Below are 24,547 nucleotides of genomic sequence, written 5' to 3'. Positions count from 1 at the left end.
CCCGGCACCCGGCACCCGGCACCCGGCACCCGGTCGGCCGGGCCGGAGGTCCCGAAAGTCTCGAACATCTTGGAGGCCCCGGAGTCCCTGGATGTCCTGAAGAGCGCTGAAGACCGCTGAAGAGCCCGAACGCCTCGGAGATCCAAAAGGTCCCGAAGGCCCCGAAGACTTCGACGGCCTCGAAGGCCGCTCAGGGAGCCAGCCGCTCCACCCGCCAGCCGCCGTCCGCCTCCGCCACGTACCGCAGCCGGTCGTGCAGCCGGTTCTCCCGGCCCTGCCAGAACTCCACCGACTCCGGCGCCACCCGGAACCCGCCCCAGTGCGGCGGCACCGGCACCTGCTCGCCCTCCGGATAGCGTGCCGCCAGCTCGGCGTAGGCGGCATCCAGCTCGGCCCGCGAGGCCACCACCGAGGACTGTGCACTGGCCCACGCGCCCAGCTGGGAACCGTGCGGCCGGGTCCGGAAGTACGCGGCCGTCTCGTCCCGCCCGGTGGGCCGCGCCACCCCGGAGACGATCACCTGGCGGGCCATCGGATGCCAGGGGAACAGCAGCGACACGTACGGATCGGCGGACAGCTCGCGCGCCTTGCGGGAGTCGTAGTTGGTGTAGAAGACGAAGCCCTGCTCGTCGAAGTGCTTCAGCAGCACCGTGCGGGAGCTGGGCCGGCCCCGCTCGTCGGCGGTGGAGACCACCATCGCGTTGGGCTCGAACATGCCCCCCTCCACCGCGGCCTGCTTGAACCAGCGCGCGAACTGCTCGACGGGGGTGGCGGCGAGCTCGGTCTCGGAGAGCCCCTCCGCCCGGTAGTGCTTGCGCATCGAGGCGAGATCGAAGGGGGCGGCGTCTCGGTCGGTCACGCCGACATCTTGCCGCATCGGTCCGCCCCGGCCCCCGCCGCGGTGTCCTTCGTCACGTCATGGCACTGAGTGCCGCAACCGCTCCCCACGGGTGGCACTCGCGGATATCGTGCTGTGACCGTTCGGTTCGGATGACCCCCGGTCGAACGGGGCATCACACCGGTGACCGCCGGGACCGCGAGTCGGGACGACGACCGTGGATCCACGGCGGCGGCGACCACAGCGCACCCGCACGTCCGCCTGGCGCCATACACATGCACCACCGACCATGAGGAGCCGCCTGATGTCCGACTTCGTACCCGGGCTCGAAGGAGTCGTCGCGTTCGAGACGGAGATCGCCGAACCGGACAAGGAGGGCGGCGCCCTCCGCTACCGCGGCGTCGACATCGAGGACCTGGTCGGCCACGTCTCCTTCGGCAAGGTCTGGGGACTCCTCGTCGACGGCGCCTTCGACCCCGGCCTGCCCCCGGCGGAGCCCTTCCCGATCCCCGTGCACTCCGGCGACATCCGGGTCGACGTCCAGTCGGCGCTAGCCATGCTCGCCCCCGTCTGGGGCCTGAAGCCACTGCTGGACATCGACGCCGAGCAGGCCCGCGAGAACCTCGCCCGCGCCGCCGTCATGGCGCTCTCCTACGTCGCCCAGTCCGCCCGCGGCCAGGGGCTGCCGATGGTCCCGCAGCGTGAGATCGACAAGGCGCAGTCCGTCGTCGAACGGTTCATGATCCGCTGGCGCGGCGAGCCCGACCCCAAGCACGTCGCCGCCGTGGACGCCTACTGGACCTCGGCCGCCGAGCACGGCATGAACGCCTCCACCTTCACCGCCCGTGTCATCGCCTCCACCGGCGCCGACGTCGCCGCGGCCCTCTCCGGCGCCGTGGGCGCCATGTCCGGCCCGCTGCACGGCGGCGCGCCCTCCCGCGTGCTCGGCATGATCGAGGAGATCGAGCGCACCGGCGACGCCGAGGCGTACGTCAAGAAGGCCCTCGACCAGGGCGAGCGCCTGATGGGCTTCGGCCACCGCGTCTACCGCGCCGAGGACCCCCGCGCGCGCGTCCTGCGCCGCACCGCCCGAGAACTGGGCGCCCCCCGCTTCGAGGTCGCCGAGGCCCTGGAGAAGGCGGCCCTGGAGGAGCTGCACAACCGCCGCCCGGACCGCGTCCTGGCCACCAACGTGGAGTTCTGGGCGGCCATCATGCTGGACTTCGCCGAGGTCCCGGCGCACATGTTCACGTCCATGTTCACCTGCGCCCGCACCGCCGGGTGGTCGGCGCACATCCTGGAGCAGAAGCGAACCGGCCGCCTGGTCCGCCCCTCCGCCCGCTATGTCGGCCCGGGCCCCCGCGACCCCCGCGCGATCGAGGGCCACGCGAACCTCACCGGCTGACCTGCGGGAAGGGGGCCGGGAGGGGCCCGGAGACGCAGACGACCCGCGAGTCTGGTTCCTCCGTGGAGGAGCCGGCCGGACGTACCGGCGACTCGCGGGTCGGGTGACTGCTGGGATTGGGGCCGGCTGCGCGTCTCGCTCACGCGCTGGTCCGGCACCGCACTCGGTGTGGTGGCGGACCGCTAGCCCGCAGCCACCTCACGCGTCCGGTATCCATACATCTGCCGAACCACCTCCCTTCTCGTGTACTCCACACCCTAGGAAGCCGCCTGCCGGATGCTCAACCGTTTTTCGGCTCCGAGGGGTTCCCCGACGGACGTACGGCCACCGACGGACGTACCACCACCGACGGACGTACCACCACCGACGGACGTACCACCACCGATGGACGTACGGCCACCGGGGACCTAGCGTTCCGTGCATGACACAGCGGGTGGGGCGACGGGCGGTTCTCAGCGGGTCGGTGTACGAGCAGCGGATCGGGTACGCGCGGGCCGTGGTCGACGGTGACTGGGTGCACGTGTCCGGGACGACCGGGTTCGACTACGCCACGATGACGATCTCCGAGGACGTGGTGGAGCAGGCCGAGCAGGTCCTGCGGAACATCCGGGCGGCGCTGGGCGAGGCGGGGTGCACCCTCGCGGACGTCGTGCGGGTGCGGTACCTGTTGCCGGAGCGCAAGGACTTCGAGCCCTGCTGGCCGGTGCTGCGGCGGGCGTTCGGAGAGGTGCTGCCCGCGGCGACCATGATGGTCTGCGGGCTCGCCGACGAGCGGATGAAGATCGAGATCGAGGTGTACGCGCGCCGCGGAGCCGTGTCCGGGCTGCGCACCGGGGTCGTCGAGGACGAGGACATGCTGCGGGACTGGCAGCGGGTGCACAACGAGATCGTGCCGCCCGCCGCGCTGTCCCTGGACGAGGTGCGCGAGCGCGCCGGACGGTACCGGCTGGAGAACGCCTACCTCGGCGAGGTCCTCGTCGGCTGCTCCACCGTGCGGCCACCGGAGGGTGCCGAGCGGGCCGCGACCGTGATCGCCCGGGTGCTGCCCGCCTTCCGGGGGCGCGGGATCGGCGCGGCGCTGTACGAGCAGGGGCTCGGGCACGCGCGCGTGCAGGGCGCCGAGGCGATCGGGACGGTGGTGCTGGCCGCCAACACCGACGGGCTGCGGTTCGCGGAGGCGCGCGGGTTCGTCGAGCGGGAGCGGTACGTGCTGGACGGGGAACCCGGAGGGCAGGGCACCGAGTGGATCGACCTCCGGCTGCCGGCCGCGGGCCGGTGACGGGGGCGTATGCCGGATCTCCGGCGCGCAACGATTCCCGCAATCTTGCGGGAACCGGATGTGTGCTGCATCACGTTCGAGTTGAATGAAGGCCAGTGAGAAATCGACGCGCCGTACGGCGGACACAGCCTGCAGGGGGTCCAGGTGAGTGCTTCCGGGCGTAGGGGGACGACCGACGAGCTGGGGCCGGACGGACCGGAGCAGCCCGAGCGGGACAGTGCGGACCTGCTGGCCGCGCTGCTCGACGGGATGGACGCGGCGCTGTGCGCCTTCGACGCCGAAGGCGTCGTCACGCACTGGAACCGGGAGGCGGAGCGGATCCTGGGCTGGACGGCGGCGGAGGCCGTGGGCCGGCAGGGTTTCGCCGGCTGGGCGGTGCGCAGTGCGGACGCCGATGAGGTCGAGGGCCGGCTGCTGTCCGCGATGCGGGCGCAGGGGCGGCAGGTGCACGAGTTCGCGCTGCTCACCAAGGACGGCGGGCGGGTGCTGGTGCGCACCCAGTCGGCGGCCGTGCGCGGGCCCGACGGCCGGCCCGCGGGGCTGTACTGCGCGTTCAGCGAGGTGCATGCGCAGATCGACCTGGAGCGGTCCATCGCGCTGAGCGAGGCCCTGTTCGAGGACGCGAGCTGGGGCGTGGTCCTGGTCGACGCGGATCTGCGCCCTGCGGTGGTCAACGCGCATGCGGCGCGGGCGCTGGGCACGGGGCGCACGTCGGTGCTGGGCCGGCCGCTGGGCGAGCTGCTGGCGCAGGGCGTCGAGGAGCTGGAGAGCGCGCTCACCCATGTGCTGGCCGAGGGCGCGCCGCCCGCGCCCGCCGAGATCTGGGTCGCGGTGCGCACCCCCGAGGGGGATCGGCCGCGCTGCTGGCGCAGCGGGTTTCTGCGGCTGGCGTCGCCGCTGGCGGAGGAGCCGGTGCCGCTCGGGGTGGGCTGGCTGTTCCAGGACGTCACCGAGGCCAAGCAGAGCGAGCAGGAGGCGTCGCTGCTGCGGTTCCGCACCAACCAGCTGCACCGGGCGGCGCGGGCCGCGGCCGAGTGCGAGGACCCGGCCGAGGCGGCCACGGTGCATCTGGACTTCGCGCTGGCCGGGTTCGCCGACCACGCGCTGATCGACCGGGTGGCCGGCGAGACGCCGGCCGGGGGCGACACCGAGGAGCCGGTGCGGCTGGTGCGGCTGGCGGCCACGCCGTCCGGGGCGCCGGGGCCGAGTCTGCCGTCCGGGGCGGCCGGGCTGCCGGTGCGGTACGGCGAGGGGCATCCGGCGGTGCAGTGCGCGGAGCGGGCCGGGTCGGTGCGGGCGAGTGCCGGGGCGATGGCGGCCGACCGGGTGCGGGAGTGGGCGGTGGCGCGGCAGTGGCCCGAGGACGCGGTGCACGCCCTGTGCGCGGTGCTGCGCAGCCGGGGGCGGACGCTGGGTGTGGTGACGTTTCTGCGGGGTGCCGGGCGCAGCTCGTTCGAGCGGGCCGACACGACGTACGCGGAGGACGTCGCGGCCCGGATCGCGATGGCGCTGGACCTGGCGTGGGCGGTGGAGAAGCCGCGGTAGCCGTCCCGGGCGCGGGCGTGGCCGGCCGGGCCGCCCGGGCGGGGGCCGTCGGTCCGGCTCAGTGCCGGTAGAAGATCCGGTCGTGGTACTGCTCCAGCACCCGCCCGTTCCAGTCGTGGCCGCCGTCGACGTTGCCGGAGCGCAGCAGCGGGGGCTCGATGCCGCGGTCGGCGAGGGACGCGGCCGTCGTCGCCATCACCGCCTGGAGCAGCGCCGCGGTGACGACGGTGGAGGCGGGGGCGAACGGGGCGGGCACGGTGTCCAGGGTGAGCTCCGCGTCGCCGACCGCGATCTTGGAGTCGAGGACGATGTCGCAGTGGTCCTTCAGGAACGTCCCGGAGGCGTGCCGCGACCTGGTCTCGGTGGCGTAGGCCACCGAGGTCACGCCGATGACCCTGACGCCGAGAGCGCGGGCGTTCATGGCCATCTCCACCGGCAGGGCGTTGCGGCCGGAGAGGGAGATGATCACCAGGGCGTCCCCCTCGCGGACGGGTGAGGAGTCCAGTACCGCGCTCGCCAGGCCGTCCACCCGTTCCAGGGCGGAGCCGAGGGTGGCGGGCATCACGTCGACGCCGATGGCGCCGGGGACGGTGAGCAGGTTCATCAGGGCGAGCCCGCCGGCCCTGTAGACGATGTCCTGGGCGGGGAGCGAGGAGTGCCCGGCACCGAAGGCGAAGAGCCGGCCGCCCTGCTCGACGGTGTCGGCGAGCAGGGTGCCGGCCGCCTCGACGGACGCGGCCTCCTCGTCGCGCACGCGGTGCAGCAGGTCGATCGCCGCGTCGAGGAACCGGCCGGCCGGCCTGCGGTCGCTCATCTGAGTCCTTTCGTGGATACCCCACCTTCAGGTGGGGGAGGGAACGAAACCCCTGCGGAGCAGGGCAAGAAGCGGAACTTCGCCTTCAGGGCGAAGGCCGTAGGCTCGGCGGGCCGGTTCGGGGTGATGACACAGGCCCCGGCACCGGCCTACCCCGGGCCGGCGGGAGGTCAGGTCTGCGGAGCTTGTGCAAGACCATGGGCGGTGCACCGTCCTTAGCTGGTAACCCCGGGTGGCAACGGGCTGTGAAGCAGAAAACCCGACCCGCGAGGGAGGGAATCCCCCTCGTTCACAAGGGGGAGGTCGAGCGGATCCCCTTCACAGTGGCAGTGGCAGTGGCAGTGGCAGTGGCAGTGGCGGTGTCGCGGATCACGGTGAGGTCTGGACCAACGCCGTGTCAATACGCCCGCGGGCGGGCGGGCGCGCCGTCCGCCCATCCCGGCGCAACCCACGCGTTTTACCGGCGAGACACGGTTGTCGGTGGTATGCGTCAGAATTGAGTGCAGGGCCAGCGCACGCGCCGGAGCGGTCGAGCCTCCGGCAATCTCATCAAGGGGCACGAATGTCCGGACTGATCGACACCACGGAGATGTATCTCCGCACCATCCTCGAGCTGGAGGAGGAAGGTGTGGTCCCCATGCGTGCCCGGATCGCCGAGCGGCTCGACCAGAGCGGCCCGACGGTCAGCCAGACGGTGGCGCGGATGGAGCGCGACGGCCTGGTGTCCGTCGCCAGCGACCGGCACCTGGAGCTCACCGACGAGGGCCGTCGGCTCGCCACACGCGTGATGCGCAAGCACCGGCTCGCGGAGTGCCTGCTCGTCGATGTGATCGGGCTGGAGTGGGAGCAGGTGCACGCCGAGGCGTGCCGCTGGGAGCACGTGATGAGCGAGGCGGTGGAGCGCCGCGTGCTGGAGCTGCTGCGGCACCCCACCGAGTCGCCGTACGGCAACCCGATCCCGGGCCTGGAGGAGCTGGGCGAGAAGGACGGCGCGGACCCGTTCCTGGACGAGGGGATGGTGTCGCTCGCCGACCTCGACCCGGGCGTGGAGGGCAAGACCGTGGTGGTGCGCCGGATCGGCGAGCCGATCCAGAAGGACGCCCAGCTGATGTACACGCTGCGGCGGGCGGGTGTGCAGCCCGGCTCGGTGGTGAGCGTGACGGAGTCGCCCGGTGGGGTGCTGGTCGGCAGCGGCGGGGAGGCGGCCGAGCTGGAGGCGGACATCGCCTCGCACGTGTTCGTGGCCAAGCGCTGACCCGGCGCGCCGTCGGGTCGTGAGGGCGTGAGCCGTATCGCAGCGCCCCGACGCTCCGCGTGCAAGGCTGTCGCGTGAGGGAAACGACGTGATGACCACCGGTCGAGGTGTGACAGCGATGTCACGGGGGCCCGCCGAGCCGGACGGAGGGGAGGGTGTGCCGTTGACGACGTCAGAGGGCCCCGGCGCTGAGCAGCGCCGGGGCCTGTCCTCCCCTGTGCTGACCCGGAGCCCCGAGCTCTCAGGGTCATTCCCCTCGGACCGGTTTCCCCGAGCGGTCCGCCTCCCGGTGAAGATCTCCCCGCCGTGGCGGCGGTCAATCCCCGTGGGGCGTCACTCGAATGAGGGGTGTTGTCCGCCGGGACAGTATTTCCGAATAGGAGTTCGATAATCTGCGGGGCGGTGCCACGGACGCGAGAGTGTGTTCGGCGCCGAAGGAACGGCTGTCCGGCGCCGCAGCGCCGCCCACGGCAGGGCTCGGCGGCCCGGCGGCACGCACTCCGCAGCGGCAGGAAGGACAGCCGCGGTACGGAGGACGGCCGCGGCACGAAAGACGGCATCCGGTACGGAACAGCGGTAGTACGGCGGAAGTACGGCCGCAGTGTGGCGGCGGTACGGCAGGCAGGACACGGTGCAGGACCGGCCGGGCCCGGGGAAGGGGCGGCGGCGGTCCGAGTGGAGCTTGGGGGGTGCCCATGGCGCGGCGTATCGACGTGATCGGGACGGGTGGCGTACGCCTTGCGGCCTGGGAGTTCGGCGACCCGCCCAAACCGGTCGCCGGGGCGGCGGCCGGCGAAGGCGCTCCCGGGGTGCTGTTACTGCACGGCCTGATGGGCCGCGCCTCGCACTGGGCTGCCACCGCCCGCTGGCTCTCCGAGCGCCATCGCGCCGTCGCCCTGGACCAGCGCGGTCACGGCCGCAGCGACAAGCCCGGGGACGCGGACGCCTACACCCGGGAGGCCTATGTCGAGGACGCCGAGGCCGCTCTCGAGCAGCTTGGTCTCGGTCCCGCCGTCCTCATCGGACATGCCATGGGCGCCCTGACCGCCTGGCAGCTCGCCGCCAAGCGTCCCGACCTGGTCCGCGGACTGGTCATCTGCGACATGCGGGCCTCCGCGCTCGGCGCCGCCTCGCAGCGCGTGTGGGGCGAGTGGTTCCGCGCCTGGCCGGTGCCGTTCGCGACGCTCGCCGACGTCCGCAAGTGGTTCGGCGAGGACGACCCCTGGGTGGAGCGGCCCAATCCCGCCCGCGGCGAGTTCTACGCCGAGGTGATGGCCGAGTCCCCGGACGGCTGGCGGCCGGTCTTCGCCCCCGACCGGATGCTCACCTCCCGCGAGGCCTGGGTCTACGACGCGCACTGGGAGGAGCTGGCCCAGGTGCGTTGCCCCGCCCTGGTCGTGCGCGGCCTCGACGGCGAGCTGGGCCGTGCCGAGGCCCAGGAGATGGTCCGCGTCCTGCCGCGCGGCCGGTATGCCGAGGTCGCCGACGCCGGTCACCTCGTCCACTACGACCAGCCGGACGCCTGGCGCGCGGCGGTCGAGCCGTTCCTGGACGCGCTGTGTCCTCCGCTGCCCGGCTGACCCCGCCCCCTGCCGAAGCACGCCCAGGAGCCTGCCGGAACATGCGTAACCGAGTCCGTCCCCGTCCCCGTCCCCGGCGTTCCGCCGCCGTGCTCGCGGTGTCGGCCGTCACCGCCTCGATCGCCGTCACCGCCTGTTCGAGCGGTGCGGACCCCGGGGAGGCCTCCTCCTCGGCCTCCCCGGCCCGGCCGGCCGGGGTGACGCTGCCGCCCGTGCACGCGGACTTCGACTATCAGCTCGGCGGCCCCTACCCCCCGCAGCCCGGAGTCTCCGTCGTCGCCCGTGACCACACGGCACCGCCCGCGCCGGGGATCTACAGCATCTGCTACGTCAACGCCTTCCAGGCCCAGCCGGGCGCCGAGCGGGAGTGGGACGCCGATCTGCTGCTCCGGGACAGGACCGGCGAGGTCGTCATGGACGAGGAGTGGGGTGAGGCCGTGCTGGACATTCACACCGACGCCAAGCGCAGGCGGATCGCACACAAGGTGAACGCCTGGACCGACCAGTGCGCGGCCAAGGGCTACCAGGCCGTCGAACCCGACAACTACGACAGCTATACCCGCGTGCCCCAGGGGCTGCTCACCGCGGACGACGCGAAGGCGTTCCTCGCCCTGCTCGCCGCCCACGCGCACGACAGGGGCCTGGCCGTCGGCCAGAAGAACACCGCAGCACTGGCGCCGGCCCGCGAGGAGACCGGCGCCGACTTCGCCGTGGTGGAGGAGTGCGGCCAGTACGACGAGTGCGGGGACTTCGCCGACGCCTTCGGCGACGACGTCATCGTGATCGAGTACACCGAGCAGGGCATGAGGAGGGCCTGCGAGGGCTGGGGCGACAGACTCAGCATCGTCCGGCGGGACCTGGACCTCGTACCTCCCGGGCACCGGAACCACCATCGCGGGACCTGCGGCGACCTCGGCTGACGCGTGCCGTGCCGGCCCTGCAGGTCCTACAGCTCCCCACAGGCCCGCAAGGTCCCCACAGGCCCGCAAGGTCCCCACAGGCCCGAGGGGCCCCGCGAGGCTCAGCCCTTGCTGACCGCCGTCAGGATCTCCGGCAGCCGCCGTGCCGTCCGCGGCGCGGCCAGCCGCAGCCCCAGCTCCGCCAGCGCCGCCCCGTACGCGGTGCCCACCGGCAGCACCAGCCATTGCAGGGCGTCGCCGCCCGCGCTCACGTTCAGCCAGATCGTCAGCGCGATCACGGGTGCGCACAGCAGCGCGGCGGCGACCATCCCGCCGACGATCGACATCCAGGCGAGCCCGACCTGGCCGGGGGCGACGTTCTTGTTGCCCTCCTGCGGGATGGAGTAGGGGAAGCGGGCCGAGGTCCAGGCGCCGGTCGCCAGCATCGCCCCGAGCAGTGCGAAGGACAGGCCCAGCGCCTCCGGCAGGGTCCGCCAGTCGCCGAGCATGGCCGTCGTCAGGACGGTGACGAGGGTGGCGTAGGGCAGGGTGATCAGCAGCAGGGCGAGGGCGCGGGCGCGCAGCTCCACGTAGGCGTCCCGGGTCGAGGAGATCGTCATCGCGACCATCCAGAACGCGGAGGTGTCCTGCCCGAACTGGTTGTACATCTGGATGCCGAGCATCCCCGCGGCGAAGCAGGCGAAGTACACCGACCCGGTGCCCTGCCAGGCGTTGAACACCGGCACGATCAGACCGATCGCGAGCGATGTCACCCAGGCCGCCTTGGTCTTCGGGTCGCGCCACACGTACCGCAGGCTGCGGCCCATGGCGGTGCCGGTGCGGCCGGCCGGCAGCAGCCGGCCCGCCCCGGTCGAGGCGCGCTCCCGCTCCGGCCGCCCGGCGGCCTGCAGCGTTGAGCCGTCGGGCGCGGTCATCAGCCGGGTCAGGTGCCGTCCCCACACCCGCAGCAGCGCCGCCAGCAGCGCCGCCGTCAGGGCGAGCTGGAGGGCCGCGACGCCGTAGGCGCCCTCGCTCGCCGCGTCCACCGCGCCGATCGCCGACGCCGGCGGCACCCAGCGCAGCACCTCGGCCGCCGGGTCGAGCTGGCCCAGCCCGGAGGTGCCCAGCCGCTGCGCGCCGAAGTTGACCACCTGCGCGCCGACCGCGATCAGCAGCCCGCTGAGAACGGCCAGATCGCGGCCCTTGCGACTGGTCAGCAGCCGTACGTTGGCGGCGGCGACGGCCCGCGCGAGCGCCACGCACACCAGCAGCGCCAGGGCGAGTCCCACGACGCCGACGGCGAACGCCGCCGTACCGTGCGCGACCGCGATCACCGAGCCGGCGAGCATGCACAGGGTGAACAGCGGCCCGATGCCGACCAGCGAGGACACCAGCAGGGCCCGCACCAGCGGGCGGGGCCGCAGCGGCAGCATCACCAGCCGGGTCGGGTCGAGCGTCTCGTCCCCGCCGGGGAAGAACAGCGGCATCACCGCCCAGCCCAGCCCGAGCACCGCCGCCAGCAGGATCACCAGGGAGTCGATGTGTGCGTGCCCGCGCAGCGCGATCAGCCCGATGAGCTGGAGCGCGGCGAAGAGCAGGACGACGACGGCGGTGGTGAGGTAGGCGGCCCGCCGCCCGCCCGACTGCCGCAGCCCGTTGCGCAGCAGCGACAGCTTCAGCCGGACGAAGACGGAGGTGACGGAGTCGGCCGACGAGGCCGGTGGGACGGGCGAGGCCGGTGGGACGGTGGTGGTGTGTGCGCTCATCGGGCGGCCCTGCCGCCCAGCCAGTCCAGCCCCGCGGCGGTGTCCCGGCCGCCCGCGCCGACGAGTTCGAGGAACGCCTGCTGCAGCGAGTCCGCGTCGCCGCGCACCTCCGCGAGCGTGCCGGTGGCGCGGATACGGCCGGCGGCCATCACGGCCACCCAGTCGCACAGCGACTCGACCAGCTCCATCACATGGGAGGAGAACACCACGGTGGCACCGGATCCGGTGTACTGCTCCAGGACGCCCCGGATGGTCTGCGCGGACACCGGGTCGACACCCTCGAAGGGCTCGTCCAGGAACAGCACCTCGGGGTTGTGCAGCAGCGCGGCGGCGAGGCCGATCTTCTTGCGCATGCCGGTCGAGTAGTCGACGACCAGCTTGTGCTGGGAACCGGCCAGGTCGAGCAGGTCGAGCAGCTGCGCGGCCCGCTTGTCGACCTCGGCGCCGGGCAGGCCGCGCAACCGGCCGGTGTAGGCGAGCAGTTCACGGCCGGAGAGCCGCTCGAACAGCCGTAGCCCCTCCGGCAGCACTCCGATCCGGGCCTTCACCTCGGCGGGGTCCCGCCACACGTCGCGCCCGACGACCTCGACCGTGCCCTGATCCGGCCTGAGCAGCCCGGTCACCATCGACAGCGTGGTGGTCTTCCCGGCTCCGTTCGGCCCGACGAGCCCGATGAACCTGCCCGCGGGCAGCTCAAGATCGATCCCGGCCACCGCCACCTGCTGCCCGAACCGCTTCCACAGCCCCTGTACGCGTACCGCGCTCGCATCCACCACGCTCTCCCTCCGTCAGGAGGAACCCTACGGGGGAGGGCGGCCCCGGGCGGAAGGGGCGGAAGGGGGGCGGAACAGCGGGCGCAGGCTACCGGTCCCGCCCGCAGGCGTAGGCCAGCGGCGAGATCAGCTCTTCGGCGTCCGGCAGCCACCTGTTCGCCGGCGTCGGCCGGCACGCCCACTGCACCGCGCCCCGCGTTCCGAACCGGGTGGGCGGCGCGGCCACGTACTCGCCCTCGCCGAGGGCCGTCAGATCGAGCGACAGCGGGGACCAGCCCAGCTTGCGCAGCAGCTCCGGGACCTTCACCGCCGCCCCCGGGAGCACGAAGAACCGCATCCGGCGGTCCGGCGCCAGCGTCACCGGCCCGAGCGTCAGCTCCATCCGCTTCATCCGGGCCAGCGCCAGGAACCCCGCGGTCTCGGGCACGTCGATCGCGTCGAAGGTCCGCCCCGTGGGCAGCAGGATCGACGCCGTCGGCTGCTGCTGCCACATCCGGCGGGCGACGGTCGCGCTGCCGGTCGCCTGGGTCGGCCAGTCCGCGGTCACGGGGTGCGCACCCGGGGCGGCGCACGCGGGATCGCCGCAGCAGCAGAGCTGTACGCCGTCGGCGGCTTCCAGCCAGGTGCCGGGAAACACGTCCCAGTGGCGCTCCTCGGCATAGCGAACGGCGGTCTCCAGCAGCGATGTCCCGCGCTGCTGCGGAATCGGTGCGGCTTCGGTGCCCGGGATCGTCTCTTCCACGTGGAGCTCAACTCCCGCACCCACCCCTGGTTACGGCCCGTGCGCGCGCGGGGGAGGAGCATTCCTCCCGCATCCGGGGCGCATGGGTGCACGTGCGGGGGCGCGCGGGAGGATCCGCCGCCGGAGCTGGGTAGCCACGTCTGGGGCCGGCAGCCGCCGATACCCCGGCAATCCTCGCAAACCCCGCATCACCGGCACGTCCGCGGGGCATTGATCTTCATGGCCGGTTCCTGATGCCCGGTTCTCGCCGCCGGGCGGCCGGGAGTCGGCCGCGGAAGACACGTCAACTCGGTGCGTGGGCAGGCACCCGAGCCATCAAGCAGGGGGTACGCCATGGCCGCAAGGCCTCTCGTCGCGCGGCAGCCGAACGAACGGCTGCAGGCGCTCATCCAGGAAGCGGGCTGCTCGAACGCCGGACTCGCCCGCCGGGTCAACATGTGCGGTGCCGAGCACGGCCTCGACCTGCGGTACGACAAGACGTCGGTGGCCCGCTGGCTGCGCGGACAGCAGCCGCGGGGACGGGCCCCGGCGATCATCGCCGAGGCGCTGGGCCGGAAACTGGGCCGCACGGTCACGATCGACGAGATCGGCATGGCCAACGGCAAGAACCTCGCGTCCGGTGTCGGTCTCCAGTTCTCGCCGACGGTACTGGGGGCCATCGAGCAGGTCTGCGAGCTGTGGCGGAGCGACGTCGGGCGCCGGGACTTCCTCTCCGGCTCCTCGGTGGCCGCGTCCGCGCTGGTCGAGCCCAGCCGGGACTGGCTGATCTCGGGGCCCGACTCCCAGGTGGCGCGCTCGGCCGGACCGCGGGTGGGCCAGTCCGACGTCACCGCGGTGCGGGCCATGACCCAGGCGCTGGTCGACCTGGACCACCAGTACGGCAGCGGGCATGTGCGCCCGGTGGTCGTGCACTATCTGAACAGCGTCGTCTCCGGTCTGCTGGCCGGCTCCTACCGGGAGGCGGTGGGGCGTGACCTGTTCGCCGCCGTGTCCCGGCTGACCGAGCTCGCCGGGTACATGGCCGTGGACACCGGCCAGCCCGGCCTCGCCCAGCGGTACTACATCCAGGCGCTGCGCCTCGCACAGGCCGCGGGCGACCGCGGTTACGGCGGCTATGTGCTGGCCGCGTCGATGAGCCATCTGGCGGCGCAGCTCGGAAACCCGCGGGAGATCGCGCAGTTGGCGCGCGCGGCGCAGGAGGGGGCGCGCGGGCGGGTGACACCGCGCGCGGAGGCGATGTTCCACGCCGCCGAGGCCCGCGGCCACGCCCTGCTGGGCGACGCGCGGTCGGCGCAGGCCTCGGCCGGGCGTGCGGTCGGCGCGATGGAGTCCGCCGATGCGGCCTCCGGCGACGACCCGGCGTGGATCGCCCACTTCGACGAGGCCTACCTGGCCGACGAACTGGCGCACTGCCACCGGGACCTGGGGCAGGCGGAGGCGGCGGCGCGGTGCGCCGAACAGTCCCTGGCCGGGCACCCGCAGGCCCGGGCGCGCCGGCGGGCCATCGGCTATGTGCTGCTCGCCACCGCCCGGGTGCAGCAGCGCGAGATCGAGGAGGCGTGCAGCACCGGTCTGAAGGCGGTGGAGCTGCTGCGCACCCTGCGCTCCGACCGCGGCGCCGAGTACCTGGAGGACTTCCAGCAGCGGCTGGAGCCGTACCGGGAGGAGGCGGTGGTACGGGAGTTCGGCGCAAGGCTCGAGCTCCGGGCGGCCGCGTGAACATCCGCTCCGCCCTTGGGTGAACGCCCGGAGAACAGGCGCGGGATGAGGCGCGGACGGCATGAACAGCGTGCCGCGGCACGGTTCTGTTACTGCGGTCACAGGAGGGCCGCAGGGAAAAGGGTCATGTCCTGTACGGCGTGGCAGCGGGCTCCGGGGACCCGGTAGCGTGAGCCGACGATTTTCACGGTCCCCCATTCGTAGGAGTCCCGGTGACGCAGAGTGGACAGGGCGAGCAGCCCTCGGCGCGGCCCGCGCGCGAAGGCGTCGTGCTGCCCTCGGACGGCGGCGAGCCGCTGTTGCCGGGCCCGGCCGGCGCCGTCGGCCATCCCGGCGGTCCGCCCGCGCCCGGCGCCGCGTCCGCCGCGGCCCCGTCCGGCGGCCGGGCCTGGGACCAGCCGTGGGGACCCGACCCGCAGCAGAACCAGGCACCGGCTGCAGCGCAGGGCTGGGGCGCCGCGCCCGGCCAGTCCTGGGGCTCCGCCGAGCCCGGTCTGCCGCCCGCACCCGGGCAGCAGACCCCGGCGGCGCCCGACGCCTGGCCCGCCGCGGCTCAGCCCCCGGCCGGTGGCTCACCGGCCTCCCGCCCGGGCCCGCTGCCCCCGGAGAACGCCCGGCCCCCGGCCTACGGGACACCCCAGCCCCAGGGGACGCCCGAGCAGTACGAGACCCCGCAGCAGTACGAGACCCCGCAGCAGTACGAGACGCCGCAGCAGTACGAGGCTCCGCAGCAGTACGAGGCTCCGCAGCAGTACGCCGCTCAGCCGCACCACGGCGGGACCGGGCAGCCGTCCGTACCCCCGCCGCCCTCCGCCGACGACGGTGCCACCCGGTACCTGCCGACGGTGGCGGCACCCCAGACCCACGCCGCGCCCGGGTACGCACCCCCTGCGGCACCGTCCGCGGACGACGGGGCCACGCAGTACATACCGCCCGTGGCCGTGTCCGCCGACGAGGGAGCCACGCAGTACATACCGCCCGTCGCGCCGGGCGCGCTGCCGGCCGAGAGCTCCTCCGGCCCCGGCGGCTCCTCCGAGGAGACCCGCATGCTGCGCCGGACCGCCGCCGCGCCGCCGCCGCAGCCCGCCTCCGGCCCGGTCCCCGGGCCCGACGCCGAGGCCACGCAGTACATCGCTCCCGTGCCCGGGCAGCCCGGCCCGGCGCCCTACGGGGGCGCGCCGGCCGGGGACGCGGGGCGGCAGCCTCCGGCCGAGTTCGACAGCCTCTTCCGCAGCGAGCCGGGCGGCGAGGGCCCGGCCGAGGCCACCCGGCAGCTGCCCGGCTTCGCCGAGCCGCCGCACGCCCGCCCCGGAGCCCGCCCGGCGTACCCGCAGCAGGGCCCCGGCGGCCCCGGTGGGGGAGGCCGGCGCGGCGGCGGCCGGGGTGACGGGGACGGCGGCGGCCGGGGCGGGCGCACCGGGTCGCGGGTGCCGCTGCTGGCGGCGGTCGGCGTCGGTATCGCGGTCGTCGGCGTCGGCGCCGGTGCGCTGCTCGCCGGCGGGGGCGACAAGGACCAGGACGACGGCAGCCGGACCGTGTCGGCGACGGCGCCCGCGGGCGAGGCGTCCCCGTCCGCATCGGCGTCACCCTCGCCGTCGCCGTCCGCGGATCCGGGGCGGCAGCAGGCGGAGGCGCTGGACGAACTGCTCGCGGACAGTGGCAGCAGCCGGGCCACCGTCGTCAACGCCGTGGCTGATGTGAAGTCCTGCGACAACCTCCCGAAGGCGGCCGAGGACCTGCGCGACGCGGCTGGGCAGCGCACCGGTCTGGTCACCCGGCTGAAGCAGCTCTCCGTCGACCAGCTGCCCGAACACGCGGCGCTGACCAGCGCCCTCACCAAGGCGTGGCAGGCCTCCGCGGCGGCCGACAACCACTACGCGGCCTGGGCCGACCAGGTGGCAGGCAAGAACGGCTGCAAGAAGGGCAAGGCCCGCACCACCGGCCAGACGCAGGCCGGGAACCGGGCGAGCGGTACGGCCTCGGCCGAGAAGGCCGAGGCGGCCAAGCTGTGGAACGTGATCGCGCGGCAGTACGGCCTGACCGAGCGGCAGCCGATCCAGCTGTGACCTCCGTGGTCAGTTCACGTCGGCCTTGCGCAGGGTCTCGGTGGTGTCCAGGGAGCCCTTCCTCGCCGCCACCAGCCGGCCGTCCCGTACCACCTGGATGGTGACGTCGGTGTTCACCAGCCGCGGGAAGCCGACGGACGACAGCTTGTTGTCGAACTCCCACCTGAGGGTCGGCGTCAGTCCGCCGGTACCCACCTTCAGACCGTCGTCGAGGGCCCTGGTGATCGTCCGGGCGGTCACCTCGCCGTCGCCGAGGGACTCGACGACCTCCTTGAACACGGTGTAGGCGATCCAGGTGGTCTGCACTCCGGCGTCCGCGGGGTCGATCCGGTTGTCGCCGAAGGCCTGCTCCTGGATCACCTTCCTCATCGGGTCCCAGCGCGTGTCGGTCGCCACCGGGTACCAGCTGGTGATGTACGACCCCTCGTACGGGCCTGAGGCGCCGCCGGCGGCGTTGATCGTCGACTGGTCGACGCTGCCCAGCACGGTTCCGGTGCGTACGTCGTCGTAGTCGCCGCGGCTACGGCGGAAGGAGTCCATGAAGGTGCCGGTGCGGTCGCCGAGCACCGGCACCACGCAGCCCTCGGACTGCGGGTCCGCCGTGGCCTGCTCCAGCGCCTGCTTCGACTGGCCGCCGTACTCGGTGGCGTCCTCCGGCGCCCGCTGGTCGGCGGCGCGGTCGTGCCCGCCGGCCTGCAGCCCGGAGTCCAGCAGCGCGGACAGCTGGTCGCCGGCGATGGTGTCGGGGCGGACCAGGGTGACCGGCCCGCAGTCCTCGGCGAGCGCGGTGCCCAGCCCGGCCAGCAGCGTCGGCTGGCCGCCGTTGACCGGGTAGGACAGGGGGCTGGTGAACTCGGAGTTGGTGATGCCGTACCCGCCGATGTAGGGAATGCCGGCGCCCTCCAGGACGGGGAGGAACGACTCCGGGTACTGGCTGTAGGAGCCCACGACGGCGACCGCGCCCTCCTTGACCGCGCGCCGGGCGCACTTGGCGGCGGTCACGCCGTCGTTGTGGTCGTTGCAGGTCAGCACCGTGAGCTTGCGGCCGTTGATGCCGCCCTGCTCGTTGATCCAGCGGGCGTAGGCGCTGGCGAAGGCGGGCATACCGGGCTTGTTGGTGGCGCCGGTGTCCTGCGGGGCCCAGGTCATGACGGTGAGCGGGTCGTCCCCGGAGCCCCCCGTGACACCGGGGACGACCCCGCAGCCGACGGCGAGGGACGCACAGGCCGCCAGCGCCCCCGCTGCGAATCCGCGTTTGCGGGCGGGCCGGGGGAGGCTGGGGGAGGATGATGTGGGGGTGCGTCGCCTGCCGGTCATGGACACGCACGATTCCCCCACACCGCTAACCTCGGAGTGATCTTCGGTCAACAGGAGGTGGCCTGGAGGTGAATTGCGAGGGCGGACGGGGGTGGAGGGGGGCGGAGGGGGCGCATTCGGAGGGGAACGTACGATCGGTGACCGTGCAAGGTTCGGAGAACTCTTCCCGTCGCGGCCGTCGCTCCTCCACCATGGGCGGCATGCCTCTGAACGACATGCCGTGGTGGCGCTGGCGCAGCAATGTGCGCTCGGCGCTGCACATGCTCTCCGATCCCGCCTTCCAGCGGGACGTCTGGCTGGCCGGCGTGGACGGTTACGGCGACGTCACCGACGCGGTGTACCGGCTGGTCGAGGACACGTGGCTGGACCACTGGTCCGCCGAGAAGTACGTCGGCACCATCTTCCGGGACTCCCAGGAGGCGGCGCTGGTCGACACCGCCGTGCTGCGGGTGCTGCGGATCATGCACCAGGTCGGCCCGGACGCCCAGGTGTCCGCGTACGTCGACCATCCGGCGTGGCCGGAGGCGGTGCGGGCGGCGCGGGACGCACATGTCCGGCTGGCCGGCAGCGACGGGGAGGACCCGGACGCGGCACCGCGCACGCTGGAGGTCCTGAACATCCTGACCCGGTCCGCGTGACCCGGTCCTGGTGAGCCGGGCTGAGTGACCGGGCCGGGCCCGGTGGGTCCGCGTGCCGGGACGGCCGCCGGGCGTGACGCCGGATATGGGACCCTGTCCTGCATGAGCGAGCAGTCCGGCCGAACCGCGGTCCCCGCCGACCAGTACGTCCTCACCCTCTCCTGCCCGGACAAGCAGGGCATCGTGCACGCCGTGTCCAGCTATCTGTTCATGACCGGATGCAACATCGAGGACAGTCAGCAGTTCGGGGACCACGACACGGGTCTGTTCTTCATGCGGGTGCACTTCTCGGCGGAGGCCCCGGTGACGGTGGCCAAGCTGCGGGCCAGCTTCGCGGCGATCGGCGACACCTTCCAGATGGACTGGCAGATCCACCGGGCCGACGACAAGATGCGCATCGTGCTGATGGTCAGCAAGTTCGGCCACTGCCTGAACGACCTGCTGTTCCGGGCCCGGATCGGCGCGCTGCCGGTGGAGATCGCCGCGGTGGTCTCCAACCACACCGACTTCGCCGAGCTGGTGGGCTCCTACGACATCCCCTTCCACCACATCCCCGTGACGAAGGACACCAAGCCGGAGGCCGAGGCGCGGCTGCTGGAGATCGTCCGCGAGGAGAACGTGGAGCTGGTCGTCCTGGCCCGCTACATGCAGGTGCTCTCCGACGATCTGTGCAAGCAGCTGGCCGGGCGGATCATCAACATCCACCACTCCTTCCTGCCGAGCTTCAAGGGCGCCAAGCCGTACCACCAGGCGCACGCCCGGGGCGTGAAGCTGATCGGCGCGACCGCGCACTATGTGACCGCCGACCTCGACGAGGGCCCGATCATCGAGCAGGAGGTCGAGCGGGTCGGCCACGACGTCAGCCCGGACCAGCTCGTCGCCGTCGGCCGGGACGTGGAGTGCCAGGCGCTGGCGCGGGCCGTGAAGTGGCATGCCGAGCGGCGGATCCTGCTGAACGGCCGACGGACGGTCGTCTTCGCCTAGGAACCCGGGGGGCCGGGCCTACATCCGGCTCAGGCCGGCTGCGGCGAACAGCACGTCCCTGATGGCGTCCCGGTCCCCGACCTGCCCCGCCGCGGCCTCCGCGGGAGGCACGTGTCCCGCGGCCAGCCGGCAGAACTCGACGCCGTCCAGCGCCACGTGCGCCACCTCGTGCTCGGCGGAGCCCACCGCGGCGGGGGAGTCCAGCGGGATGAGCCACTCGCCGCCGCCCGCGCCCTCGATCTCCAGCCGCACACTGCGCCCCGGCGCGCCCGCCGCGGCCAGATGCCGACGGGCGCCGGAGGCGGCCGGCTCGCCCCGTCGGCGGGCCGCCAGAGCCTCCGGCAGCATCCGGGCGGCGAGGTCGATCATGCGGTTGAGGTGGCCGGGGGACGGCGGGTCGTAGGGGTAGTCCACCGCCTCGGCGATGTCCTCGCCGTGCATCCAGCACTCGAAGGCCCGGTCCACCAGGGCGTCGTGCAGCGGCAGCCCGAAGTCGCCGTAGGAGACCGGCAGCCGGCCCGCGTCGCCGCCCGTGAAGGCGGCCGTGCGCAGGATCCCGTGGCTCTGCTTCCGCCAGGGCGCCCGCACCGCCCGGGTCGGCGGGAAGTGCGCGGCGCGCCAGTACGCCTCGGTGCGGCTGGTGGGTCCGGGTGACGGTGCGGTGATGTCGCCGAGCGGGTCGGCGAGGCCCAGGGCGACGGCGACCAGCCCGTCGACCGTCAGCAGGTGGGCGATGACTCCGGCGACGGTGGTGCGGCGGCCGGCCGGGCCGTCGTGCTCGAACCAGCGCAGCCGCACCGGCGCATGCCACTCGGCGTCGCCGAAGTCCTGCAGCAGCGCGTCCAGCCGCGCCGTCTCGGCGTCGTACGGGGCGGCCCACCCGGGCACCGGGATCCGCGGCGGGCGCCGCTCCAGGCAGCCGTCCAGAACGCGGGCGCGCAGGCCGGGGTCCAGGTCCAGGCTCTCCGGCCGCTGGAGCAGCCCGACGGCGTCCCGCAGGCGCAGCGCCTCGTCGGCGCAGTCGCCGCACTCGCCGAGGTGCTCCTCGACGGCGGCCGCCTCCCGCGCGGTGCAGGCGGCCAGCGCCCACGCCCCGAGGAGCGCCTTCAGCACCTCGTGCTCCAGCACGAGCGGCGGCTCCGGGAGGACGTCGGCGGGAGGGGGCAGCGGCACCCCGGAGTCCTCGACCGCGGCGCGCGGCAGCGGTATGCGGGGCCGCTGCCCGGGGGGCTTGCCGCCGTCGCCGTGCTCGCCGTGCTCGCCGTCGTCGTGGTCGCCGTGGCCGCTGCGGTCGCCGTACCGGCCCGGTCCGCCGTACCGGCTCACGCCGCACCTCCGTATCCGGGCGGCGCCCCGGGCGCTCCCGCGTCGTGGGCCGTGGCCAGCAGTTGCAGGCCCAGTCGGAGCCTGCGGCGGGCCTCGTCCTCGGTGACGCCCAGGTCGGTCGCGGTCTGGCGGTAGTCCCGGCGCTGGAAGTAGGCCAGCTCCAGGGCGGCGCGCAGCGGGGCGGGCATGGCCTGCACGATGTAGTCGGCGCGGGCGGCGACGGAGGCGCGGCGGACCCTGTCCTCCAGCTCGGCTGCGGTGCCCGGGCCGCCGCGCTCCAGGGCTGCGGTCTCGGTGGCGCGCAGCCGCTGCACGGCGAGCCGGTGGGTGAGCGAGGCGACCCACGTGCGCAGCGGTCCCTGCCTGGGGTCGTAGGCGTCCGGATCCTCCCAGACGTGCGCGAAGACCTCGCGGGTGAGCGCGTCGGCGGCCCGCTCGTCACCGAGCACCCGGTGGGCGATGCCGTGCACGAGCGACGCGAACCGGTCGTAGAGCTCGCCGAGGGCCGCGGCCTCGCCGCGCGCCAGTCGCTGCTGCATCTTGCGGTCCCAGCGCAGCGGTACGTCCTTGGTCGCCATGCGGCCCCTTCACCCCCTGATCGTGCCTCCAGCCTGCGGCCATCGTCTCCTCGAATGTAGTCGGCACGTCCGACGGCGCACGCCCCTTTGCGGCAAAGCGCGCCCCCGCCCGTTCGCGGGTGATAGTGCCGGTGTACGGCCACCTCCTTGCATCCGGATACGATCGAACAGGATCGAAAGCGACTAAAACAAGCCTCTTTCGATCGACCGTCGTTTCCGGGTGCGTGTTTGCGGGCACGGCCGGTGGGCAGGCGCGCGCCCAAGGAGCGAAGGCGCAGCTTCCGTTTCAGGGGGAAACCGGACGTATCGCCGAGTGAAGGGCATGGTGGTGGCGTTCAATGTGACCGGAGCAGAGCAGGGCGGGTGGGCCGTGCTCCAGGTGTCGGGCGAGCTCGACCTGGTGACGTCGCCGGTGCTGCGGCAGCGGGTGCACGACGTGGTGGCCGAGGGGCGCCACGCACTTGTCCTGGACCTGTCCGAAGTGCTCTTCTGCGACTCCAGCGGTGTCGGCGTCCTGATCGCCTCCCGCCGCCTCATCCGTTCCTGCCAGGGCCGGCTGCGCCTGATCCTTCCGGCCCGGGGCGCCGCCGACGGCTCCCACGTCAACCGGGTCCTCGGTGCCCTCGGCGTCCGCCGGCTGTTCGACGTCCACCCCGACCTGGCCTCCGCCACCGGCGACGGCGACGAGCCGCGCCCGCTGTCCGCCTGAGGGCGGTCCTCGGCGCAGGCGCGGCCCCGGTCCTGGCCGGGCCGGGACGATCCCGGCTTGTGCCACATTGTTGTCCCGGAATTCCCCCGGTCTTGGCACAGGCGCCGGTTTCCGGCTCCGAGGCGGCCAAAGACGTCGTACGCTCCGTGCGAGACGTACCCCACCCCGACGTGACGCAAAGGCGGGCCTCAGGAGACATGGTCAGCAGCGAGTACGAGCGCCGGATCGCCGCCCGGTTCGCCACCTTCGACCAGGACGGCAACGGCTACATCGACCGCCAGGACTTCAGCGGAGCGGCCAAGGCGCTGCTCGCCGAGTTCGGCATCACCGCCCGCTCCGACCGGGGCCAGGCCCTGTACATCGGGGCGGAGGCGTTCTGGCAGGGCATGGCCGGGATCGCCGACCGGGACGGCGACCAGCGGATCACACGCGAGGAGTTCGTCACCGGGGCCGTCAAGCGGCTGCGCGACAACCCCGACCGGTTCGCCGAGATCGCCCGTCCCTTCCTGCACGCGGCGCTCGCGGTCGCCGACGCCGACGGTGACGGGTCGGTCACCGTCGCGGACACCGCGCGCGTGCTCACCGTCTTCGGCGTGCCCGAGGACAGCGCCCGGACCGCCGCCGCCGCGCTCGACGCCGACGGCGACGGCAAGGTCCGCGAGGACGAGGTCGTCCCGGCCTTCGCCCGCTACTTCACGGTCCCCGAGTAGTACGGCGGAGCAGTACGGCCGTCCCCGGCCCGCGCTACCGCTCCGTGCCCGAGTAGCGTTCGCGCAGCTTGTACTTGAGCACCTTCCGCAGGGACTGCCCGCGCGGAAGGGCGTCGACCACCTCCAGCCGCTCCGGCAGCTTGTGCACCGACAGCCCTTCCGCGCGCAGGTGCGCGGTCACCGCGTCGAGCGTCAGCGCCGCCGCGCCCGTCGGCTGCTCGACCACGGCGCACACCAGCTCCCCGCGCTCCGCGTCCGGCAGTCCCACGACCGCGGCCTCCGCGACGCCCGGATGCCGCTGCAGCAGCTCCTCTATCTCCCGCGCCGAGATGTTCTCCCCCTTGCGGATGATCACGTCCTTGAGCCGCCCGGTGAGCACCAGGTGCCCGGTGTCCGTGAGGTGTCCGAGGTCCCCGGTGCGCAGGAAGCCGTCCGCGTCGAAGGCCGCCGCGGTCTGCTCCCGGTCCAGATAGCCCCGGCACACCGCCGGCCCGCGCAGCCGCACCTCCCCGTCCACGATCCGGATCTCCATCCCCTCCGGCGGCCGGCCCTCCGTCGTCGCCAGCAGCTCCGCACCGTCGTCCGGGGACCCCATCGTGATCATCGGCACCTCGGTCATGCCGTACCCGTGGGTGAGCTGCACCCCCATCTCACGGACGACCTCGTGGTACAGCTCCGGCGGCTTCGGGGCGCCGCCGCCCGCCAGCAGCCGCAGCGTGGGCACCACCGGCTCCCCGGGCCGCGCCCGCTGCTCGGCCAGGAACATCGAGTAGAACGCCGTCGAACCGCCCGCGATCGTCACCCCGCGCGCGGTGTACTCCCCCAGGGCCTCCGGCATGGCGAACTGCTCGAACAGCACCGCCGGGAACCCGTACAGCATCAGCATCACCGTGTAGTCCGGGCCGCCGATATGGGCGTACGGGAAGGCGATGGAGCCGATGTCGTCGGCCGTCGGCCGCAGCGCGTGCGCCAGACAGGAGCCGCCTGCGATCAGTGAGCGGTCGGTGTGCAGCACGCCCTTGGGGTCGGAGGTGGTGCCGGAGGTCCAGTAGATCCAGCGGACCGCCGTGCCGTCGGCCGGGGGAGGGGGCAGCGCCGACGGGTCTCCGTCGGGCAGTTCGCCGTACGCCTCGAAGACCCCCTCGGCGCCCAGCCGCCGCGCCATCGAAGTGTGGTCGAAGCCGCGCCACACGCCCGGCACGGCGAAGAACTCCGCCTTGGCCTCGCGCAGCGCGAAGCCCACCTCGCGGTCGCGGCAGAAGGGGATCAGCGGTGTCTGCACGGCGCCGACGCGGGCCAGCGCGAAGGACAGCAGGGCAGTTTCGATGCGGGTGGGCAGCTGCCAGGCGACCACCGTGCCGGGGCGCACCCCCATGCCGTACAGCCCGGCCGCCACCCGCTCGGCCCGCTCGCGCAGGCCGCCGAAGGTGAGGGTGCGCTCGCCCTGGAGGAACAGCGGGCGGTCAGGGGTGAGGGTGGCGCGCCGGACGACCAGGTCCCACAGGGTGGGGGAGGAACTCAGAAGGTGCGGGGTCTCGTTCACGGGTGCCCCCTGCTTGGCTGACGGATCGTCAGGTGGGATGCTAACTGACGCATCATCAGAT

At 73.5% G+C, this 24,547-nt stretch carries 21 protein-coding genes; 12 read left to right on the top strand and 9 right to left on the bottom strand.

The window, feature by feature from the left end:
• Positions 1-190: 190 nt before the first annotated feature.
• Positions 191-877: a pyridoxamine 5'-phosphate oxidase gene (gene pdxH / locus V5O46_RS06730; protein ID WP_332883506.1), complete on the bottom strand. Its 687-nt coding sequence runs from the start codon at positions 875-877 to the stop codon at positions 191-193.
• A 265-nt stretch (positions 878-1,142) separates the two neighbouring features.
• Between pdxH and V5O46_RS06725 the strand changes: the two genes are divergently transcribed.
• The 3 genes from V5O46_RS06725 (at position 1,143) to V5O46_RS06715 (ending at position 5,067) form a co-directional block, all read left to right on the top strand.
• Complete coding sequence (locus V5O46_RS06725; protein WP_332883505.1) at positions 1,143-2,243, top strand: citrate synthase 2; 1,101 nt, start codon at positions 1,143-1,145, stop codon at positions 2,241-2,243.
• A gap of 421 nt (positions 2,244-2,664) precedes the next feature.
• Complete coding sequence (locus tag V5O46_RS06720; RefSeq protein WP_332883504.1) at positions 2,665-3,522, top strand: GNAT family N-acetyltransferase; 858 nt, start codon at positions 2,665-2,667, stop codon at positions 3,520-3,522.
• Positions 3,523-3,666: 144 nt separating this feature from the next.
• Positions 3,667-5,067: a PAS domain-containing protein gene (locus tag V5O46_RS06715; RefSeq protein WP_332883503.1), complete on the top strand. Its 1,401-nt coding sequence runs from the start codon at positions 3,667-3,669 to the stop codon at positions 5,065-5,067.
• A gap of 58 nt (positions 5,068-5,125) precedes the next feature.
• On the opposite strand, the gene V5O46_RS06710 is transcribed toward V5O46_RS06715, so the two are convergent.
• The gene (locus tag V5O46_RS06710) at positions 5,126-5,881 is read right to left on the bottom strand and encodes an SIS domain-containing protein (RefSeq protein WP_332883502.1); all 756 of its coding nucleotides are present in this window, start codon (positions 5,879-5,881) and stop codon (positions 5,126-5,128) included.
• Between the two features lie 562 nt (positions 5,882-6,443).
• Here V5O46_RS06710 and V5O46_RS06705 point away from each other — a divergent pair.
• From V5O46_RS06705 to V5O46_RS06695, 3 genes are all read left to right on the top strand, one after another.
• On the top strand, positions 6,444-7,136 hold the full coding sequence (locus tag V5O46_RS06705) for a metal-dependent transcriptional regulator (RefSeq protein ID WP_332883501.1): 693 nt from the start codon (positions 6,444-6,446) through the stop codon (positions 7,134-7,136).
• A gap of 695 nt (positions 7,137-7,831) precedes the next feature.
• On the top strand, positions 7,832-8,716 hold the full coding sequence (locus tag V5O46_RS06700; RefSeq protein WP_332883500.1) for an alpha/beta fold hydrolase: 885 nt from the start codon (positions 7,832-7,834) through the stop codon (positions 8,714-8,716).
• Between the two features lie 41 nt (positions 8,717-8,757).
• Complete coding sequence (locus V5O46_RS06695) at positions 8,758-9,636, top strand: endo alpha-1,4 polygalactosaminidase (protein WP_332883499.1); 879 nt, start codon at positions 8,758-8,760, stop codon at positions 9,634-9,636.
• 101 nt (positions 9,637-9,737) lie between these two features.
• Here the strand turns inward: V5O46_RS06695 and V5O46_RS06690 are convergent, their stop codons facing one another.
• From V5O46_RS06690 to V5O46_RS06680, 3 genes are all read right to left on the bottom strand, one after another.
• Positions 9,738-11,381, bottom strand: a complete 1,644-nt coding sequence (locus V5O46_RS06690; RefSeq protein WP_332883498.1) for a transporter — start codon at positions 11,379-11,381, stop codon at positions 9,738-9,740.
• Positions 11,378-12,157, bottom strand: coding sequence for an ABC transporter ATP-binding protein (locus V5O46_RS06685; protein ID WP_332883497.1), 780 nt, complete (start codon positions 12,155-12,157; stop codon positions 11,378-11,380). Before V5O46_RS06685 ends, V5O46_RS06690 begins: the two co-directional genes overlap by 4 nt.
• A gap of 85 nt (positions 12,158-12,242) precedes the next feature.
• The gene (locus V5O46_RS06680; protein WP_332883496.1) at positions 12,243-12,896 is read right to left on the bottom strand and encodes a bifunctional DNA primase/polymerase; all 654 of its coding nucleotides are present in this window, start codon (positions 12,894-12,896) and stop codon (positions 12,243-12,245) included.
• Positions 12,897-13,229: 333 nt separating this feature from the next.
• Between V5O46_RS06680 and V5O46_RS06675 the strand changes: the two genes are divergently transcribed.
• Together V5O46_RS06675 and V5O46_RS06670 are read left to right on the top strand one after the other, a co-directional pair.
• On the top strand, positions 13,230-14,615 hold the full coding sequence (locus V5O46_RS06675) for a transcriptional regulator (protein WP_332883495.1): 1,386 nt from the start codon (positions 13,230-13,232) through the stop codon (positions 14,613-14,615).
• Positions 14,616-14,827: 212 nt separating this feature from the next.
• On the top strand, positions 14,828-16,681 hold the full coding sequence (locus V5O46_RS06670) for a hypothetical protein (RefSeq protein ID WP_332883494.1): 1,854 nt from the start codon (positions 14,828-14,830) through the stop codon (positions 16,679-16,681).
• Between the two features lie 9 nt (positions 16,682-16,690).
• Here the strand turns inward: V5O46_RS06670 and V5O46_RS06665 are convergent, their stop codons facing one another.
• Positions 16,691-17,998 carry an ABC transporter substrate-binding protein gene (locus V5O46_RS06665; RefSeq protein WP_332883493.1) on the bottom strand — a complete coding sequence of 436 codons (1,308 nt, stop codon included), beginning with the start codon at positions 17,996-17,998 and terminating at the stop codon, positions 16,691-16,693.
• Between the two features lie 191 nt (positions 17,999-18,189).
• Here V5O46_RS06665 and V5O46_RS06660 point away from each other — a divergent pair, with 191 nt between their 5' ends.
• Both V5O46_RS06660 and purU read left to right on the top strand, forming a co-directional pair.
• Positions 18,190-18,636 (top strand): SCO4402 family protein, encoded by a 447-nt coding sequence (locus tag V5O46_RS06660; RefSeq protein ID WP_408648922.1) that lies wholly within the window; start codon positions 18,190-18,192, stop codon positions 18,634-18,636.
• Between the two features lie 102 nt (positions 18,637-18,738).
• Positions 18,739-19,620, top strand: coding sequence for a formyltetrahydrofolate deformylase (purU, locus tag V5O46_RS06655; RefSeq protein ID WP_332883491.1), 882 nt, complete (start codon positions 18,739-18,741; stop codon positions 19,618-19,620).
• An 18-nt stretch (positions 19,621-19,638) separates the two neighbouring features.
• Here purU and V5O46_RS06650 read toward each other — a convergent pair whose 3' ends face one another.
• Positions 19,639-20,946, bottom strand: a complete 1,308-nt coding sequence (locus tag V5O46_RS06650; RefSeq protein ID WP_332883490.1) for a maleylpyruvate isomerase N-terminal domain-containing protein — start codon at positions 20,944-20,946, stop codon at positions 19,639-19,641.
• A complete protein-coding gene (locus V5O46_RS06645; protein ID WP_332883489.1) occupies positions 20,943-21,524 on the bottom strand; it encodes a sigma-70 family RNA polymerase sigma factor in 582 nt (193 codons plus the stop codon). Before V5O46_RS06645 ends, V5O46_RS06650 begins: the two co-directional genes overlap by 4 nt.
• 322 nt (positions 21,525-21,846) lie before the next feature.
• Between V5O46_RS06645 and V5O46_RS06640 the strand changes: the two genes are divergently transcribed.
• Complete coding sequence (locus V5O46_RS06640) at positions 21,847-22,233, top strand: STAS domain-containing protein (RefSeq protein WP_332883488.1); 387 nt, start codon at positions 21,847-21,849, stop codon at positions 22,231-22,233.
• 197 nt (positions 22,234-22,430) lie between these two features.
• Positions 22,431-22,943 (top strand): EF-hand domain-containing protein, encoded by a 513-nt coding sequence (locus V5O46_RS06635; protein ID WP_332883487.1) that lies wholly within the window; start codon positions 22,431-22,433, stop codon positions 22,941-22,943.
• Positions 22,944-22,977: 34 nt separating this feature from the next.
• On the opposite strand, the gene V5O46_RS06630 is transcribed toward V5O46_RS06635, so the two are convergent.
• The gene (locus tag V5O46_RS06630; RefSeq protein WP_332883486.1) at positions 22,978-24,486 is read right to left on the bottom strand and encodes a class I adenylate-forming enzyme family protein; all 1,509 of its coding nucleotides are present in this window, start codon (positions 24,484-24,486) and stop codon (positions 22,978-22,980) included.
• Positions 24,487-24,547 lie beyond the last annotated feature (61 nt).

The organism is Streptomyces poriticola, from assembly GCF_036689765.1.
In the GTDB taxonomy this organism is placed as follows: domain Bacteria; phylum Actinomycetota; class Actinomycetes; order Streptomycetales; family Streptomycetaceae; genus Streptomyces; species Streptomyces poriticola.
The sequence above is the reverse complement of the archived record's forward strand: the minus strand, read 5'-3'. Positions and strand labels throughout refer to the sequence as shown.

Excerpts from the sequence above, each read along its gene's own strand:
- pdxH (WP_332883506.1), bottom strand. The coding sequence starts at position 877 with ATGCGGCAAGATGTCGGCGTGACCGACCGAGACGCCGCCCCCTTCGAT.
- V5O46_RS06725 (WP_332883505.1), top strand. The coding sequence starts at position 1,143 with ATGTCCGACTTCGTACCCGGGCTCGAAGGAGTCGTCGCGTTCGAGACG.
- V5O46_RS06720 (WP_332883504.1), top strand. The coding sequence starts at position 2,665 with ATGACACAGCGGGTGGGGCGACGGGCGGTTCTCAGCGGGTCGGTGTAC.
- V5O46_RS06710 (WP_332883502.1), bottom strand. The coding sequence starts at position 5,881 with ATGAGCGACCGCAGGCCGGCCGGCCGGTTCCTCGACGCGGCGATCGAC.
- V5O46_RS06705 (WP_332883501.1), top strand. The coding sequence starts at position 6,444 with ATGTCCGGACTGATCGACACCACGGAGATGTATCTCCGCACCATCCTC.
- V5O46_RS06700 (WP_332883500.1), top strand. The coding sequence starts at position 7,832 with ATGGCGCGGCGTATCGACGTGATCGGGACGGGTGGCGTACGCCTTGCG.
- V5O46_RS06695 (WP_332883499.1), top strand. The coding sequence starts at position 8,758 with ATGCGTAACCGAGTCCGTCCCCGTCCCCGTCCCCGGCGTTCCGCCGCC.
- V5O46_RS06690 (WP_332883498.1), bottom strand. The coding sequence starts at position 11,381 with ATGAGCGCACACACCACCACCGTCCCACCGGCCTCGCCCGTCCCACCG.
- V5O46_RS06675 (WP_332883495.1), top strand. The coding sequence starts at position 13,230 with ATGGCCGCAAGGCCTCTCGTCGCGCGGCAGCCGAACGAACGGCTGCAG.
- V5O46_RS06665 (WP_332883493.1), bottom strand. The coding sequence starts at position 17,998 with ATGACCGGCAGGCGACGCACCCCCACATCATCCTCCCCCAGCCTCCCC.
- V5O46_RS06660 (WP_408648922.1), top strand. The coding sequence starts at position 18,190 with ATGGGCGGCATGCCTCTGAACGACATGCCGTGGTGGCGCTGGCGCAGC.
- purU (WP_332883491.1), top strand. The coding sequence starts at position 18,739 with ATGAGCGAGCAGTCCGGCCGAACCGCGGTCCCCGCCGACCAGTACGTC.
- V5O46_RS06645 (WP_332883489.1), bottom strand. The coding sequence starts at position 21,524 with ATGGCGACCAAGGACGTACCGCTGCGCTGGGACCGCAAGATGCAGCAG.
- V5O46_RS06640 (WP_332883488.1), top strand. The coding sequence starts at position 21,847 with ATGGTGGTGGCGTTCAATGTGACCGGAGCAGAGCAGGGCGGGTGGGCC.
- V5O46_RS06635 (WP_332883487.1), top strand. The coding sequence starts at position 22,431 with ATGGTCAGCAGCGAGTACGAGCGCCGGATCGCCGCCCGGTTCGCCACC.